The sequence below is a fragment of the Streptomyces sp. CA2R106 genome (assembly GCF_037034245.1).
Taxonomy (GTDB): Bacteria; Actinomycetota; Actinomycetes; order Streptomycetales; family Streptomycetaceae; genus Actinacidiphila.
Genome location: NZ_JBAGKC010000023.1, coordinates 38,289 through 52,844 on the forward strand (window position 1 = coordinate 38,289; position 14,556 = coordinate 52,844).

At 73.7% G+C, this 14,556-nt stretch carries 18 protein-coding genes; 13 read left to right on the forward strand and 5 right to left on the reverse strand.

Features of this window, described 5'->3' with window-relative positions:
- Positions 1 to 16: 16 nt before the first annotated feature.
- Positions 17 to 808 carry a response regulator transcription factor gene (locus WA788_RS26265; RefSeq protein WP_335981229.1) on the reverse strand — a complete coding sequence of 264 codons (792 nt, stop codon included), beginning with the start codon at positions 806 to 808 and terminating at the stop codon, positions 17 to 19.
- A 195-nt stretch (positions 809 to 1,003) separates the two neighbouring features.
- Between WA788_RS26265 and WA788_RS26270 the strand changes: the two genes are divergently transcribed.
- The 6 genes from WA788_RS26270 (at position 1,004) to WA788_RS26295 (ending at position 6,228) form a co-directional block, all read left to right on the forward strand.
- Entirely contained in the window at positions 1,004 to 1,813 is an 810-nt protein-coding gene (locus tag WA788_RS26270) for an alpha/beta hydrolase family protein (protein ID WP_335981230.1), read from the forward strand.
- 52 nt (positions 1,814 to 1,865) lie between these two features.
- A complete protein-coding gene (locus WA788_RS26275; protein ID WP_335981231.1) occupies positions 1,866 to 2,150 on the forward strand; it encodes a MoaD/ThiS family protein in 285 nt (94 codons plus the stop codon).
- 1 nt (position 2,151) lies between these two features.
- Positions 2,152 to 3,831, forward strand: coding sequence for a hypothetical protein (locus WA788_RS26280; RefSeq protein WP_335981232.1), 1,680 nt, complete (start codon positions 2,152 to 2,154; stop codon positions 3,829 to 3,831).
- 111 nt (positions 3,832 to 3,942) lie between these two features.
- The gene (locus WA788_RS26285; protein WP_335981233.1) at positions 3,943 to 4,650 is read left to right on the forward strand and encodes an LmeA family phospholipid-binding protein; all 708 of its coding nucleotides are present in this window, start codon (positions 3,943 to 3,945) and stop codon (positions 4,648 to 4,650) included.
- A 420-nt stretch (positions 4,651 to 5,070) separates the two neighbouring features.
- Entirely contained in the window at positions 5,071 to 5,907 is an 837-nt protein-coding gene (locus WA788_RS26290; protein WP_335981234.1) for a sulfurtransferase, read from the forward strand.
- Positions 5,908 to 5,937: 30 nt separating this feature from the next.
- Positions 5,938 to 6,228: a DUF1416 domain-containing protein gene (locus WA788_RS26295; protein WP_069466740.1), complete on the forward strand. Its 291-nt coding sequence runs from the start codon at positions 5,938 to 5,940 to the stop codon at positions 6,226 to 6,228.
- 139 nt (positions 6,229 to 6,367) lie between these two features.
- On the opposite strand, the gene WA788_RS26300 is transcribed toward WA788_RS26295, so the two are convergent.
- From WA788_RS26300 to WA788_RS26310, 3 genes are all read right to left on the reverse strand, one after another.
- Positions 6,368 to 6,715 carry a DUF3099 domain-containing protein gene (locus WA788_RS26300; protein WP_335981236.1) on the reverse strand — a complete coding sequence of 116 codons (348 nt, stop codon included), beginning with the start codon at positions 6,713 to 6,715 and terminating at the stop codon, positions 6,368 to 6,370.
- Positions 6,716 to 6,845: 130 nt separating this feature from the next.
- Positions 6,846 to 7,550, reverse strand: a complete 705-nt coding sequence (locus WA788_RS26305) for an alpha/beta fold hydrolase (RefSeq protein WP_335981237.1) — start codon at positions 7,548 to 7,550, stop codon at positions 6,846 to 6,848.
- 60 nt (positions 7,551 to 7,610) lie between these two features.
- Entirely contained in the window at positions 7,611 to 7,973 is a 363-nt protein-coding gene (locus WA788_RS26310; protein WP_335981239.1) for a DsrE family protein, read from the reverse strand.
- 83 nt (positions 7,974 to 8,056) lie between these two features.
- Here WA788_RS26310 and WA788_RS26315 point away from each other — a divergent pair, with 83 nt between their 5' ends.
- The 7 genes from WA788_RS26315 (at position 8,057) to ygfZ (ending at position 13,893) form a co-directional block, all read left to right on the forward strand.
- The gene (locus tag WA788_RS26315; RefSeq protein ID WP_335981241.1) at positions 8,057 to 8,815 is read left to right on the forward strand and encodes a hypothetical protein; all 759 of its coding nucleotides are present in this window, start codon (positions 8,057 to 8,059) and stop codon (positions 8,813 to 8,815) included.
- A 28-nt stretch (positions 8,816 to 8,843) separates the two neighbouring features.
- Positions 8,844 to 9,761 carry a hypothetical protein gene (locus WA788_RS26320; RefSeq protein WP_335981242.1) on the forward strand — a complete coding sequence of 306 codons (918 nt, stop codon included), beginning with the start codon at positions 8,844 to 8,846 and terminating at the stop codon, positions 9,759 to 9,761.
- Positions 9,758 to 10,645 (forward strand): hypothetical protein, encoded by an 888-nt coding sequence (locus WA788_RS26325; RefSeq protein WP_335981244.1) that lies wholly within the window; start codon positions 9,758 to 9,760, stop codon positions 10,643 to 10,645. Before WA788_RS26320 ends, WA788_RS26325 begins: the two co-directional genes overlap by 4 nt.
- Before the next feature lie 35 nt (positions 10,646 to 10,680).
- Complete coding sequence (locus WA788_RS26330) at positions 10,681 to 11,592, forward strand: hypothetical protein (protein WP_335981245.1); 912 nt, start codon at positions 10,681 to 10,683, stop codon at positions 11,590 to 11,592.
- A gap of 222 nt (positions 11,593 to 11,814) precedes the next feature.
- Complete coding sequence (locus WA788_RS26335) at positions 11,815 to 12,378, forward strand: FABP family protein (protein ID WP_335981247.1); 564 nt, start codon at positions 11,815 to 11,817, stop codon at positions 12,376 to 12,378.
- A gap of 20 nt (positions 12,379 to 12,398) precedes the next feature.
- Entirely contained in the window at positions 12,399 to 12,887 is a 489-nt protein-coding gene (locus WA788_RS26340) for a Fur family transcriptional regulator (RefSeq protein WP_335981249.1), read from the forward strand.
- Between the two features lie 25 nt (positions 12,888 to 12,912).
- Positions 12,913 to 13,893, forward strand: a complete 981-nt coding sequence (gene ygfZ, locus WA788_RS26345) for a CAF17-like 4Fe-4S cluster assembly/insertion protein YgfZ (RefSeq protein WP_335981251.1) — start codon at positions 12,913 to 12,915, stop codon at positions 13,891 to 13,893.
- A gap of 68 nt (positions 13,894 to 13,961) precedes the next feature.
- On the opposite strand, the gene dtd is transcribed toward ygfZ, so the two are convergent.
- Positions 13,962 to 14,387, reverse strand: a complete 426-nt coding sequence (gene dtd, locus WA788_RS26350) for a D-aminoacyl-tRNA deacylase (RefSeq protein ID WP_335981252.1) — start codon at positions 14,385 to 14,387, stop codon at positions 13,962 to 13,964.
- Positions 14,388 to 14,556: the final 169 nt, after the last annotated feature.

A 14,556-nucleotide genomic window follows, 5' to 3' on the forward strand; every position in this document is an offset into this window, starting at 1 on the left:
GCGTCATATAAAAGTCTCAGACGGTGTGCTCAGCCGAACTGCGGCTGTCCACCCGGTGGTCGGCGGCGGGCGGCTCGGCCCGCTCGTCCGCCCGGTCCGCCGTCTCCGCCCGGTCGCCCTTCTCGCCCTTCTCGGGCTTCTCCGGCGTGACGAAGCGGTAGCCGACATTGCGCACGGTGCCGATCAACGACTCGTGCTCCACGCCGAGTTTGGCCCGCAGCCGCCGCACGTGCACGTCCACCGTGCGGGTCCCGCCGAAGTAGTCGTAGCCCCACACCTCCTGGAGGAGCTGGGCGCGGGTGAAGACCCGGCCCGGGTGCTGCGCCAGGTACTTCAGCAGCTCGAACTCCTTGAAGGTCAGGTCGAGCACCCGGCCCTTGAGCTTCGCGCTGTACGTCGCCTCGTCGACCGACAGGTCGCCGTTGCGGATCTCCATCGGGCTGTCGTCGCTGCCGATCTGCTGGCGGCCCATCGCCAGCCGCAGCCGTGCCTCGACCTCCGCGGGGCCGGCGGTGTCGAGCAGCACGTCGTCGATGCCCCAGTCGGCGGTGACGGCGGCGAGGCCGCCCTCGGTGACCACCAGCACCAGCGGACAGCCCGGGCCGGTGGAGCGCAGCAGCTGGCACAGGCTGCGGACCTGCGGGAGGTCCCGCCGGCCGTCGATCAGGATCACGTCGGCACCGGGGGTGTCGACCAGAGCCGGGCCCTCGGCGGGCGCCACGCGCACGCTGTGCAGCAGCAGGCCGAGTGCGGGCAGCACTTCGGTCGAGGGTTGAAGGGCGTTGGTCAGAAGCAGGAGAGAACTCACCGGGCGCTCCCGTAGGTCGTCGTCCGGCCCCGCTGCGCGGCCGCGGGTGGGGCGGGCGGTGCCGGGACACGTCCCGTGACCTGTCTCAAAACCGAACCCTCCTCGTTTCCCGCGAGGCGCCATCGAGTGCCGGAAAGCACGAAAGGACCCGGGGGCGACATTGCCCAGGTCCTCTTCCAGGGAAGAATAGCCCACATGGACAGCCCTGCCGAGAGCGGTGACAGCCTTTCGTGTGTTCCGGTGATCACTTCGGGTGGCCACCGGGAGGTGCTGTTGACGTCGGACGGCGTACCGATCGAGGCCGAGCACCTGCCCGCACCGGCGGGTTCCGGCCGCCTCGCGATCGTGGTCGCGCACGGCTTCACCGGCGCCCTGGACCGGCCCGCGCTGCGCCGCGCGGCACGGCGGCTCGCGTCGTACGGCGGGGTGGTCAGCCTCTCCTTCCGCGGCCACGGCGGCTCCGGCGGCCGCTCCACGGTCGGCGACCGGGAGGTGCTCGACCTGGAGGCGGCGGTGGCCTGGGCGCGGCGGCTGGGCTACCCGGACGTGGCCACCGTCGGGTTCTCCATGGGCGGTTCGATCGTGCTGCGGCACGCCGCGCTCTTCGGCGTGGACGCGGTGGTGTCGGTCAGCTCGCCGGCCCGCTGGTACTACCGCGGCACCCCGCCGATGCGGCGGGTGCACTGGGCGGTGACCCGCCCGGTGGGGCGGCTGGTCTCCCGGTACGGGCTGCGCACCCGCATCCACACCCGCGACTGGGACCCGGTGCCGCTGTCCCCGGTGCAGGCGGTGCCGCTGATCCCGCCGGTGCCGCTGCTGGTGGTGCACGGCGACCGGGACGCGTACTTCCCGCTCGACCACCCCCGCTCGCTCGCCGAGGCGGCCGGGCCCGGCGGCGCGGAGCTGTGGATCGAGCCCGGCTTCGGCCACGCGGAGAACGCGGCGGCGCCGGAACTGCTGGACCGGATCGGCGACTGGCTGACCGCCCGCTTTCCCGCGAGCTGACGCCGACCCGCCATGATGGAGGCGCACCACGCACTGACCCGAGGACGGAGCGATGGCAGGACCTGACACGGCGGCGCCCGCGGCGGGCACGATCCGCTACTGGGCGGCGGCTAAGTCCGCCGCGGGCACGGCGGAGGAGCCGTACCGCGCGGCGACCCTCGCCGACGCGCTGGCCGCGGCCCGCGCCCGCCACGCCGCCGACCCGGAGTTCGCCCGGGTCCTGCTGCGCTGCTCCTTCCTGGTCGACGGCGCGCCCGTGGGCACCCGCGACCACGCCTCGGTCCCCCTGCCAGACGGCGGCACGGTGGAGGTCCTTCCGCCGTTCGCGGGAGGATGAGATGAGCGACTTCCACAGTTCCGACCAGCCCTACGGCGCCCCTGCCGCGCCCGGCGAGCCCGGCTTCCCGCCCGCCCCGGCCGACGGCGCGCCTGGCAGCGGCTACGGCCAGGGCGGGCAGCCGTACGGCGCCCCGCCCCCGGCCCCCGGCGGCTGGTCCGGCGGCGGCCCCGCCCAGGAGGCGTACCCGCAGGCGGGGTACGGCGGCCAGGGCGGCTACGAGCAGCCGGGGCACGGGCAGTCCGGGCACGGGCAGTCCGAGTACGGGCAGCCGGGATACGAGCAGACCGGGTACGAGCAGCCGGGATACGGGCAGGGCGCCTACGGTGCCGGCGGGCACGTCCCCGGCGGATACGCGCCGACCGGCAGCGGCCACGGCCAGGGCGGGCTGCCGTACGGCGGCGCCCCCTACGGCGCGGCCGCGGGTCCGGCCGCAGGTCCGGGCGGGGCCTACGTACCCGAGCCCATGGCCGCGCAGCCGCCGCCGGGCGCGCAACCCGGGGCGGCCGAACCCGGCGGGGTGTGGGAGGGGCAGGTCATCAGCGGCCAGGTGCATTCCGGGCAACCCGCCGCCGACCCCTGGGCGGCGGCCCCCGCCGCCGCGCCCGCCTGGGGCACCACGCCCGACGGCGCCCCCGGATACGCGCCCGGCCAGGACGCCGACTACGGCCCGGCGGGCGGGCGCAAGCCCGCGCCGGCCCCGCGCCACGCGCCGGACGTGCCCGCCGGGTACGCGCAGGACGCCGGATACGCGGCGGCTGGATACCAGCAGGCCGGATACCAGCAGGCGGGCTCCCCGCAGGCCGGGTACGCCGCCGCGCCGGCCGGCCCCGGCCCCGTTGCCGGCCCTGACGCCGACGCGGAACCCGAACTGGAGCGCACCGCCGCGCTGCCCGTCGTCGAGGCCGAACCGGCCGCGCCGGCGCACCGGACCGGCTCGCCGATCATCCCGCCCGGCATCCAGCCCGCCGGGCTGACCGCGGCCCTCGGCCTGCTGCTCGCGGGCGGGGCGGCCGTCGGCAAGCCCGCCCTCGCGGTGCTGCTGGTGCTGCTCCAGGCGGTGACCGCGGCGGGCTGGTTCCGGCTCAACGGCATGTGGCCGGCCCGGCAGGGCATCGTGCTGGCGTTCCTGTCCGGTGTCACCGTGGACATCGCGGTGCTCGCGGTCAGCGGCGGCCACGGCCCGGTCGCGCTGCTGGGCACCCTCGGGGTGTGGCTGCTGTTCGTCCTGGTCCTCCAACTGCGCCACCACGGCTCGGCCGACGAACGCCTCGCGTCGCTCACCGCGACCTCCGCGTCCACCCTGCTCACCGTGGTCGCGGGCGGCTACCTGCTGACCGCCACCTCGCACGCGGGCACCGACCCGGTCATGGCCGGCACCGTCGCGGTGGCCGCCGCCACGTTGGTGCGCGCGCTGCGGCTGCCGGGCGGCGAGCCGGTGTCGCTGGCCGCCGCGCTCGTGGTGGCCGCCGCCACCGGCGCGCTCACCGGGCCGGCCACGGGCTTCGGCAGCGGCCACGCGGTGCTGCTCGGCGCCGCCGCCGGCGCCTGCGCGCTGATCGGCCTGCGGGTGGCCAGCTACGACTGGCCGTCCCGGTTCGTGCACTTCACCGCGGGCGTCGCGCTGCCGCTGACCGCCGCCGCCCCGGTGGTCTACGTGCTGGGCGCCGCCCTGTCCTGATCGTTCCGGTGAGATAAATGACCTGCCCGGCGGGAACCGTTCGGGCCCCGCCGCCCGTCAGGCGTTGCGAGCGAGTCGAACGGTAGAACGGTCAACAGCCGGGGAGAACCCATGCGCGCGGCGCGAATAACCCTGATCGTCGTCCTGGTCCTGGGCGTGGTCTTCGTCGGGCTGGACCGGGTTGCCGTGTACGTGGCCCAGAACAAGGCCGCCCAGCAGGCCCAGTCCTCCGAGGGCCTGACCGAGAAGCCGAAGGTGGGGATCAAGGGCTTCCCGTTCCTCACCCAGGCCCTCTCCCGCAAGCTGGACCACGTGACGGTCAGCGCCGACGGCGTCGCGGCGACCAGCGGCGGCCGGAGCGTCCAGGTCGAGGACTTCCACGCCGACCTGTACGACGTGAAGCTCTCCAACGGCTACAGCCGGGCCACCGCGGACCGGGCCACCGGCACCGCGCGGATCGACTACGCCGAGCTGACGAAGGCCGCGCCCGCCGGGATCGCCGTCTCCTACCCGGGCGGCGGCGCCACGGACACCGTCCGGATCACCGGCTCCTACCTCGGCACCCACCTCAGCGTGCTCAGCAAGGTCAGCGTGGTGAGCGCGTCCTCCGGCGCCGCCCCCAACACGATCCGGCTGCACGCCGAGGGGCTGCCCAAGGCGTTCACCGCGCTCGGCCTGGAGGAGAAGCTGCGCGACCAGATCGACTTCACCCCGGAGCTGACCCACCTGCCGACGGGGCTGGGGCTGAGCACGGTCCGCACCGGTCCGGACGGCATCACCGTCACGTTCGGCGGGAAGAGCGTCGTTCTCGCGGGCTGAGACATCGGCGTCCACCGCTTCCGGCGCCGGGTCCACCGCGGTCGGCCGGCGGCCGTTTGGGAGGGCCACGGGAGGGGTAACGTGCGGGTGGCGGCCGGTAAGCGTATCGCCATGCGGACCATCTCGTCTCGCCATCCGATACACCGGTGACACTTCACGGTTCATTTCCCTACGATCGGGACTCATGAAGCGACAGGCGGACCTCACGAAGCGGCGGGCAGTGGACCTGTGCCGCGTTGCCGCCATGCTCTGTCGACTTTCCTGAGGGCGCCCTCCCGCCGCGCCGCCGCGGCCGTCCCGGCCCGGTGCGAGCGGCCGCCCGCCCTCCCCACCTGCCGCAAGGCACCCCGGCGTGCCCGCGCGCCGCGACGCACCCGACCGCGCCACCGCACATTCCGTACTGCCCCGGAGGAGATCAGCATGAGCCGCAGTGACGTCCTGGTGGACGCCGACTGGGTCGAGGCCCACATCGACGACCCCAAGGTGGTCATCGTCGAGGTGGACGAGGACACGTCCGCCTACGAGAAGAACCACATCAAGAACGCGGTCCGCATCGACTGGAAGACCGACCTCCAGGACCCGGTCCGCCGCGACTTCGTCGACCAGGCCGGCTTCGAGGCGCTGCTGTCGGCCAAGGGCATCGCCAACGACGACACCGTGGTGCTCTACGGCGGCAACAACAACTGGTTCGCGTCCTACGCCTACTGGTACTTCAAGCTCTACGGCCACGACGCGGTCAAGCTGCTCGACGGCGGCCGCAAGAAGTGGGAGCTGGACGCCCGCGAGCTGGTCAGCGAGGTCCCCACCCGCGCCGCCACCGAGTACAAGGCCAAGGCCCAGGACACCTCGATCCGCGCCTTCCGCGACGACGTGGTGGCCGCGATCGGCGCCCAGAACCTGGTCGACGTGCGCTCGCCCGACGAGTTCTCCGGCAAGCTGCTCGCCCCCGCGCACCTGCCGCAGGAGCAGTCGCAGCGCCCCGGCCACGTGCCGAGCGCCCGCAACATCCCGTGGTCGAAGAACGCCAACGACGACGGCACCTTCAAGTCGGACGACGAGCTGAAGGAGCTCTACGCCGACGAGCAGGTCGACCTCGCCAAGGACACCATCGCCTACTGCCGGATCGGCGAGCGCTCCGCGCTCACCTGGTTCGTGCTGCACGAGCTCCTCGGCGTGGACAACGTGAAGAACTACGACGGCTCCTGGACCGAGTACGGCTCCCTGGTCGGGGTGCCGATCGAGCTCGGCTCGAACTGACCCGACCCGACAAGGCGAGGACTGAACCTTATGTGTGGAGCGAAGGCCGGCGGCCCGGACCTGGCAGGAGTTGACGTGGCGAACGAGACGATCATCCAGGGGTCCGTCACCCGCGACGGCGAGCCGGTCAGCGGTTACGTCCGGCTGCTGGACGGCGGCGGCGAGTTCACTGCGGAGGTGCCGACCTCGGCCACCGGGCAGTTCCGCTTCTTCGCCGCCCCCGGCACCTGGACCCTGCGCGCCCTCGTGCCGGGCGCCACGGTCGACCGCACGGTGGTGGCCCAGCAGGGCGCCGCGGCAGAGGTCGCCATCGCCGTCTGAGGCCGGCGCCGCGCACGGCCCGGTCTCACCGAGAGCCGGACGGGCCGCACCCCGCGCAAGGGGGTGCGGCCCGTCCGTATGCCAGAGCGCCGTCCGTATGTCGGGGTGCGGCCGTGGCGCGGTGGGCGCCGAGGAAGGTTCAGTCGCGGCGGTGCCTGCGGTTGGGCTCGTCCAACTCCGCCCACCAGGCGTCCGACTGCGGGTCGCCGCAACTTCCGCGCTTGCGCCGTTCCGGCTCCGGGGCGGCCTCCTCGGCCTTGCGTTCCGCCTTCTTCGGACCGGGGCCGTCCTTCTCGTCCCACCACCGGTCCTCCGGGCCCTTCCGGTTCGCGACGATCGCCGCGACCGGCGGGATGAACATCGCGAACAGGCACATTCCGATCGCCGCCTGGACCGACCACAGGCGCACGACCGACCACGCCAGGACGAAGAGCACCACGCAAGTGCCCATCATGGCGAAGTACCAGTGACGACGTCGCGCGTACACACTTCAACCGTACGACCGGGACCCCCGAATGGCACCCGTCGGGACCGGTCCGCGGACCGCCTTCCGGACCTGGCCCCGGGGCTGCTGGGGCCCGCCGCACCCCCCGTCCGGCGTGTCGGCGGGCCGCCGCTCAGCCCGTGTGGCCGGCCGCGGTGAGCAGCACCCGCGCCAGCTCGTCCGGCCGGGAGAACATCGGCCAGTGCCCGGTGTCCATCTCGACCAGCTCCCAGCAGTCCGCGGCGAGCAGTTCCGCGGCGGCGCCGGTCGGCTCCGGCCAGTCCAGCAGGCACTTCACATAGGTCGTCGGCATGCTCTCCAGCGGGCGGGCCAGGGCCGCCGGTTCGGTGAGGCTCGCGCCCGGGTGGGGCGTGGCGCCCGCCAGCAGCCGGGCGATCTGCTCGGGATCGAGCCCCTGGCCGTCGAACTCCTCGGGGCCCGGCGGCGCCCACCACCCGGCGTTCGCCGCGACGGCCTCCGCCACCTCGTCGGCACCGGGGAAGCTCGTCACGAACGACCCGCCGTCCACCGGCACACTCGCGTCCACGTAGACCACCCGCGCCAGGCGGTCCCCGATCAGGCCCGCCGCCTGGCCGACCGGGATGCCCGAGTAGCTGTGCCCGACCAGCACCACGTCCCGCAGCCCGGCCTTCTCGACCGCGTCGACGACGTCACGGACGTGGGCCTGCGCTCCGGCGGGCCCCTCACCGCGGCGCTCGGCGACCCCGGAGAGCGTCACCGGATGGGCGCCGCAGCCCGCCGCCCGCAGCCGCTCCGCGACCTTGTCCCACACCGAAGAACCGAGCCAGGCGCCCGGCACGAGTACGAATTCCGTCATGCCCGCACCGTAGCCCGGGGGTCTGACAACGCCGCCCGGCAGCGGCGCCGGAGCACCGGATCAGTAGACGAGCGCCTGGACGCCGTCCTTGGTGATCTCGCTGACGAAGACCTGCGCACCGGCGATCCGTACACCGTCGATGACGTCGCGCTCGGTGATGTCGCGGCGGGCCGCGCACTGCGTGCACAGCGTGACCTGGCCGCCGGCCAGCAGCGCGTCGAGCAGGTCGGGCAGCGGCGCGGAGTGCGGGAGTTCGAACTCCGCGGCCCGGCCCGGCAGGGCGAACCACGCGGACTCGCCGGTCAGCCAGAGCGACACGTCCACCCCGCTGGCCACCGCGACCGCGGCCACGGTGAACGCCTGCGAGCACCGCTCGGGCGCGTCCGCACCGGCCGTCACCTTGATCACGACTTTATTCGTCATACGAGCACCCTAAGCGGTGATATAAAGCAGGTCCGCGCGGATCTGCTGGGCGCGGACGCATATGTGCCCGGGGGGGCTTGAGGGTGGGATTCAGGGACGGCGCGGGCCGTCGGGGCGGGCTCGCCGCCGCCGTGACCGGAGTGGTCGCGCTGGCGGCCGTGACGGCCGGCGCGGTGTTCGCGTTCGGCTCGTCGCCGGGCGGCTCGGACGCCGCCGTGCTGCCGAAGGCGACGACGACGGCCACGAGTACGGCTTCCACCGCGGACTCTTCGGATTCGGCGTCGGCTTCCCCATCGGCGGCGCCCACGGCCTCCGCCGCCGCCGGCACAGCGCCCACCGGAGCGGTGTCCAACGGCGTGCACAGCGGTGACCTGCGCTACTTCCTGATCCCACCGCCCGGCGGCGCCGACGTCTACGGCGACCCGGCGGGCAGCGCGGACACCGCGGCCGACGTCGCCGCGGCCGCCGCCGACCAGGACAAAGCCGCGCGCGCCCTGTCCACGTACGGCTTCCGCGCCGCCGCGACCCGTACGTACCTGACCGCCGACGGCGTCACCGAGGTGACCGTCGAACTGGTCCGGCTCCGCGGCAGCGACCAGGCAGCGGCGTACTACGCGGCGTCCGGCTACCAGGCCACCACCCTTCCGCTGCAAGGCGGTTACCCGGCGCGCGGGTACGACCTGTCGTCCGGCTCGGCCGAGTCCGCCAACACCCTGCTCGCCACCTCCTACCAGGGCGACGTGCACATCACGATCTCCGTGACCGGCGGGCGGGCACCCTCCCGCGCGCTCCTCCAGCACCTCCTTGACGCGCAGCACCAGCGGCTGCGGACGGGTCACTAACCCGCTCATCCCCTCTCGTGGAGTGTCCTTGTCCCATGACACCCCTGTCCCGGAACCGGACCCTGTCCCGGTCCCCGAGCAGGTTCAGCAAGCAGCTCCGGAGCCCCTTTCGGAGCAGACCACCGAGCAGATCACCGAGCCCGGCTCAAGGGAGGCGGCCGAGCCCGTCGCCGAGCAGTCGGCCGAGCCGGCCGCGGAGCCCGCAGCCGTACCCGAACTCCCGCAGGACCCGCCGCCGGACAAGCCGCGTCGGCGCGGGCGGACCACGCTGCTGATCGCGGCCGCCGCCGTGCTGGGCGTGCTCGCGGGCGGCGGCCTCGGCTACCGCATCCAGCAGGATCGCCCGCCGACGCCGCTGCCACCGCTCAGCGGCCCGGTCCTGGCCCAGCCGAAGGGGGCCGGCCCGGCGGCGCCGAAGCTGACGGCCGCTCAGGACGGCGGCCTGCTCTACCAGGGCGACCTGCGCAAGCTCCTCGTGCCCACCCCGAAGGGCGCCGAGGAGCAGGAGCGGGACTGGTTGCCTCTGGCGGACTACGCCGAGGACTTCCGCGGGCCGGACGTCATCTTCCCCCAGCTCGCCCTCGACGGCTTCCAGCGCGCCGCCGTGGCGGACTGGACCGACAAGCACGACACGTACTACGAGGTGCGCCTCGTCCAGTTCCGCGACCAGACCGCCGCCGACGCCCAGCAGTTCTTCGACGCACAGCAGGAGATCGACGACTCGATGCCCGGGGCCGGTACCGCGCACGACCTCACGGACGTCCTGAGCGGCACGGTCTGGGGCTCGGGCAAGGCCCGGCAGGACTCCGGTTACCTGCCGTCGTACGGCGGGCGCGGCATCGCGCGGAAGGGCAATGTCTACGTCGAGGTCTTCGTCGACGCGCTCCACCCGGTGAAGTACGGGACCGTCCGGTCCTTCCTCGAGAAGCAGTTGGAGCGGTTGTGAGCGACGAGAACCCTTCTCCTTCCCCTGAGTCGGCCGAGCCGGTCGAACCGGCTGCGTCGGAGCAACCGGCCGAGCCGGACGCCGAGCCTGCGTCCGAGGCGGCCGCCGCGCCCGCTGCCGAGCCGGCGTCCGAGCCCGCCCCCGTGCGGTCCCGGCGGGTCCCCGCGCTGGCAGTCGCTGCCGCACTCGTCGCGGTCGCGGCCTGCGGCGGCCTCGGGTACGCGGTGCTGCACGGCGGGCAGGGCACCGTGGCCGCGAAGCCCGCCGCCACCCCGTGGTCCTCGCCGGCGCCCACCGCCACCAAGGCGTTCGGCGCGAGGTCCGGCGGCAGCCACTACGGCAGCCCGCGCCTGCTTCTTCTCCCGGTCCCCACCGGCTACCGGCCCGGCCCCGACGTCGAGGGGTACGGCAACGATGTCGCGCTCGGCGCCGAGCAGGCGCGGCAACTGGTCAGGGGCGACTCCCAGGACCTGTCCGCGAAGGAGCGCAAGGAACTGGACGAAGCCGTCGACGCCCTCCACATCGAGTCCGCCGGGATGCGGACCTACCTCGAGGACGGTGGCGACCTGGAGGTCCAGATCCGGATCGTGCAGATGAAGAACAAGGAGGCGGCGAAGGCCCAGACGGAGTACTTCACCGCCTTCACCAAGGCCCTGGGCGTCTTCCGGACCGGCCCGAAGGTGAAGGGCTACCCGAAGGCCACCTGCGTCCTGCCGCCCATCGACAAGGACGAGAAGCTCGACGGCATGACCTGCCAGGCCACCGAAGGCGACCTGATGGTGACGATGTCGGCCGACGGCACGCGGCCGCTGGCGAAGTCCGCGGCGGCCGACCTGCTGCGCCGCCAGCTCGACCGGATCAAGGACCCGGGGACGACGATCTGATGACCGAGACGACACCTGAGACCACGGGGCCCGCCGTGACCGACGTACCCGACACCGCCGTACCCGAGACCGCCGTACCCGAGACCACCGAGGAGGCGGCGCCCGGCGTGACGCACGACCCGGCCCCCGAACCCGACCCTGCACCCGGCCCCGCCCCCGAGGCCGCCGCTCCGGCGGAGGGCCCGGCCCGCCCGCCGCGGCGCAGGCTGCGGGCCGCGGCGCGCTGGACCGCGGCCGTCCTGGTCTTCGCGGCGTTCGGCGGCGCGGCGACGTACGCGGTGGCGCAGCCGGAGCGGACGAAGATCCCCGGGCTCAAAACACCTGGCGACGGCCGGTGGACCTATCCGCCGGTCGCCCTGCCGAAGCTGCCCGCGGGCCGCCCCCGGCCGCTGGACGCGGCGGCCAACCCCGCCGGCGTGCACTACGCCGACCTGCGGTCGCTGCTGCTGCCGCTGCCCGAGCAGGCCGTGGCGGACCGCTCCTTCCCCGGGACGAAGGGGTGGCTGCCGTCCGCGGACTACCTGAAGCGGTACGACTTCGAGTTCCCGGACACCGCGCGGGACACGCGCCTGGAACTGCAGGACGACGCGCTGCGGCACATCGCCGCCCGCGCCTGGACCATGCCCGACGGCACCAGGACCGAGATCTACCTCGTGCAGTTCCTCACCGCGGGCCACCGCAACTCCCACTACGCCCAGTTGGCCGGGGTCCCGGTCCGGGGCGCCCGCGACGCCGTGGACGACGGCACGGTGCAGTCGAAGTCGATCCCGAGCGCCGAGACGGTGTACGCCCAGGCCAAGGCGGGCGCGCACGGGGGAGTGTCGACCCGTACGGCGATCCTCGGCGCGGGCGACACGTACGCGCTGGTGGTGCAGACCCGCAAGGGCGCGCTGCCGGAGGTGCCCTTCCGGCAGACGGTCCGGCTCCAGGCCCAGCTGCTGGGCTGAGGCCGCACCGGGCGTGGCCTGGGCGCGGGCGGGGGAAGGGCGCGCACTAGACTTGCGTACGGGCCGTGCCGCAGCCGCGTGCCGGCCCGTACTGTCTGCCGCCGAGGAGCCTGTCCGTGGAAATCCAGTACTACTTCGACGCTCTGCTCGTCCTGGTCTGCGTGGGCGTCGCCGCCTTCGCGATCTACTCGGTGAAGAAGCTGTACCAGGGCCAGCGCTGACATGATCGAGATCCCCTCCGACCTGCACCCGACCCTGGTCCCGCTGGCCTTCCTGCTGGGCCGCTGGACCGGAGCGGGCGTGCACGACTTCCCCGGCGCCGAGAAGTGCAACTTCGGGCAGGAGGTCGCCTTCACCCACGACGGCCGGCCGTTCCTGGAGTACACCTCGCACACCTGGGTGCTGGACGAGGAGGGCCGCAAGGTCAGGCCGCTGGAGTCCGAGACGGGCTACTGGCGGATCGACGCCGAGCGCAAGGTGGACGTGACCACCACCCGCGACGAGGGCGTGGTGGAGATCTGGACCGGTGAGCTGGCCGAGGGCAAGCCGCAGATCGACCTGGTCACGGACGCGGTGGCGCGGCTGCCGGTCGCCCCGGAGTACAGCGGCGGCAAGCGGCTGTACGGGTACGTCAACGGCGACCTGATGTGGGTGGGCGAGAAGGCCACGCCCGCGGTGCCGCTGCGCGCGTACATGTCGGCGCACCTGAAGAAGGTGGTGGACCCCAAGGAGTGGGTCGCCGACCTGAAGGACCTTCCGGACGACGGGATCGCCTTCTTCAAGTAGGCGTACCTACACTGGGGCGCGTGGCGAGCACCGACTGGAAGAGCGATCTGCGGCAGCGCGGGTACCGGCTGACCCCGCAGCGCGAGCTTGTGCTGGAGGCGGTCGACGCCCTGGGCCACGCGACGCCCGACGGCATCCTGTGCGAGGTGCGCAAGACCGCGTCCGGCGTCAACATCTCCACGGTCTACCGCACCCTGGAGCTGCTGGAGGAGCTGGGCCTGGTCAACCACGCCCACCTCGGCCACGGCGCCCCCACCTACCACCTCGCCGACCGGTACGACCACATGCACCTGGTCTGCCGGGACTGCGACCGGGTGACCGAGGCGGACGTGAGCGTCGCGGCCCCGCTCAAGGACGAGCTGCGCGAGAAGTTCGGCTTCGAGACGGACATGAAGCACTTCGCGATCTTCGGGCGCTGCCAGGAGTGCGCGCGCAAGGCGGCCGGGCACGCGGAGGCCACCGGCGCCGCGGGAGCGGCAGGAGCGGCAGGAGCCGCGGGGAACGCCTGAGGCGCGCCGCCGTACGCTGGGTCGCATGAACAAGAGCCCTTTGCTGTCGCTTCCCGGCGCCGTCCCCGCAGAAGGCCCTGACGAGGGCGTCGCCGCCCACTACGGCGACCTCTTCCGCGAGCAGCGCGCGCTCGCGGACGGCACCGGCTTCGTGGACCTGTCGCACCGCGGCGTCGTCACCGTCAGCGGCGAGGACCGGCTTTCCTGGCTGCACCTGCTCCTCACCCAGCACGTCGAGCAACTGCCGCCGCAGCAGGCCACCGAGGCACTGATCCTGTCCGCGCACGGCCACATCGAGCACGCCCTGTACCTGGTCGACGACGGCACCACCACCTGGCTGCACGTCGAGCCCGGCACCCAGGGCGCGCTGCTGGCGTACCTGGAGAGCATGAAGTTCTTCTACCGGGTCGAGGTCGCCGACGCGGGGGAGCAGTACGCGGTGGTGTACCTGCCCGCCGGCTCGATCACCCAGGTGCCCGCCGGGTGGGCGGTGCGCGAGACGCCGTACGGCCGGGACGTGTTCGTGCCGCGCGCCGAACTGGCGGACTTCGCGGCCACGGCGGGCCCGGCGGTGGGCGTGCTCGCCCACGAGGCGCTGCGGATCGAGGCGCACCGGCCGCGGCTGGGCCTGGAGACCGACCACCGGACGATCCCGCACGAGCTGGGCTGGCTGGACAGCGCGGTGCACCTGAGCAAGGGGTGCTACCGCGGGCAGGAGACGGTGGCGCGGGTGCACAACCTCGGGCGGCCGCCGCGCCGGCTCGTCTTCCTCCACCTCGACGGCAGCGAGGTGCGGCTGCCCGCCCACGGCGACCCGGTCCGCGTCGCGGCCGACGGCGCCGGGCCGGGGGAGGCCCGCGCGATCGGCTTCGTCACCTCCTCCGCCCGGCACTGGGAGCTGGGGCCGATCGCCCTCGCGCTGGTGAAGCGGAACACCCCGGAGCACGCGACGCTGATCGCGGGGGAGAACACCGCGGCGGCGCAGGAGACCGTGGTCGCGCCGTAGCGCCCGCGTGACCTGCGACGGGGGCGCGGTGCCGGGCCCCGCGGCCGGCACCGCGCCCCCGTCGCCGGTCAGATGTCGACGACGAGGGTGAAGGGCCCGTCGTTGGTCATGGACACCTTCATGTCGGCGCCGAAGACCCCGGTGGCGACGGTCGCGCCGAGCCCGCGCAGTTGCGCGACCACCTCGTCGACGAGCGGCTCGGCGATCGGGCCGGGCGCCGCGGCGTTCCACGTGGGCCGGCGACCCTTCCGGGCGTCACCGTAAAGCGTGAACTGGCTCACCACGAGGAGCGGGGCGTCGATGTCGGAGCACGACCGCTCCTCGGGCAGGATGCGCAGGCTCCACAACTTGCGGGCCAGCGCCGCGGCCTTCTCCTTCGTGTCGTCGTGCGTCACACCGACCAGGACGCACAGTCCCGGTCCCTGGATGGCGCCGACGGTCTCCCCGTCGACGACGACCTTCGCTTCGCTCACCCGCTGGGCCACCGCTCGCATGGCCCTATTGTCGCGGGTCCCGGCGGCCGTACCCCACACGGGTGAGGGCGGCCGATCGAGGGGAGCGGCGTTCGCCCGGTCGGCGGGGTCGCACAACTGTTGTGACGGCCGTTCGGGTGCAGAGTCGCTGCGGGCCGCCGACGGCAGGTGGCAGCATCGAAGCCGGGAG

Bases quoted from the DNA above. Each gene is read 5' to 3' on its own strand.
- ygfZ (WP_335981251.1), top strand. From the start codon at position 12,913: ATGAACAAGAGCCCTTTGCTGTCGCTTCCCGGCGCCGTCCCCGCAGAA.
- WA788_RS26290 (WP_335981234.1), top strand. From the start codon at position 5,071: ATGAGCCGCAGTGACGTCCTGGTGGACGCCGACTGGGTCGAGGCCCAC.
- WA788_RS26270 (WP_335981230.1), top strand. From the start codon at position 1,004: ATGGACAGCCCTGCCGAGAGCGGTGACAGCCTTTCGTGTGTTCCGGTG.
- WA788_RS26335 (WP_335981247.1), top strand. From the start codon at position 11,815: ATGATCGAGATCCCCTCCGACCTGCACCCGACCCTGGTCCCGCTGGCC.
- WA788_RS26285 (WP_335981233.1), top strand. From the start codon at position 3,943: ATGCGCGCGGCGCGAATAACCCTGATCGTCGTCCTGGTCCTGGGCGTG.
- WA788_RS26310 (WP_335981239.1), bottom strand. From the start codon at position 7,973: ATGACGAATAAAGTCGTGATCAAGGTGACGGCCGGTGCGGACGCGCCC.
- WA788_RS26280 (WP_335981232.1), top strand. From the start codon at position 2,152: ATGAGCGACTTCCACAGTTCCGACCAGCCCTACGGCGCCCCTGCCGCG.
- WA788_RS26295 (WP_069466740.1), top strand. From the start codon at position 5,938: ATGTGTGGAGCGAAGGCCGGCGGCCCGGACCTGGCAGGAGTTGACGTG.
- WA788_RS26305 (WP_335981237.1), bottom strand. From the start codon at position 7,550: ATGACGGAATTCGTACTCGTGCCGGGCGCCTGGCTCGGTTCTTCGGTG.
- WA788_RS26275 (WP_335981231.1), top strand. From the start codon at position 1,866: ATGGCAGGACCTGACACGGCGGCGCCCGCGGCGGGCACGATCCGCTAC.
- dtd (WP_335981252.1), bottom strand. From the start codon at position 14,387: ATGCGAGCGGTGGCCCAGCGGGTGAGCGAAGCGAAGGTCGTCGTCGAC.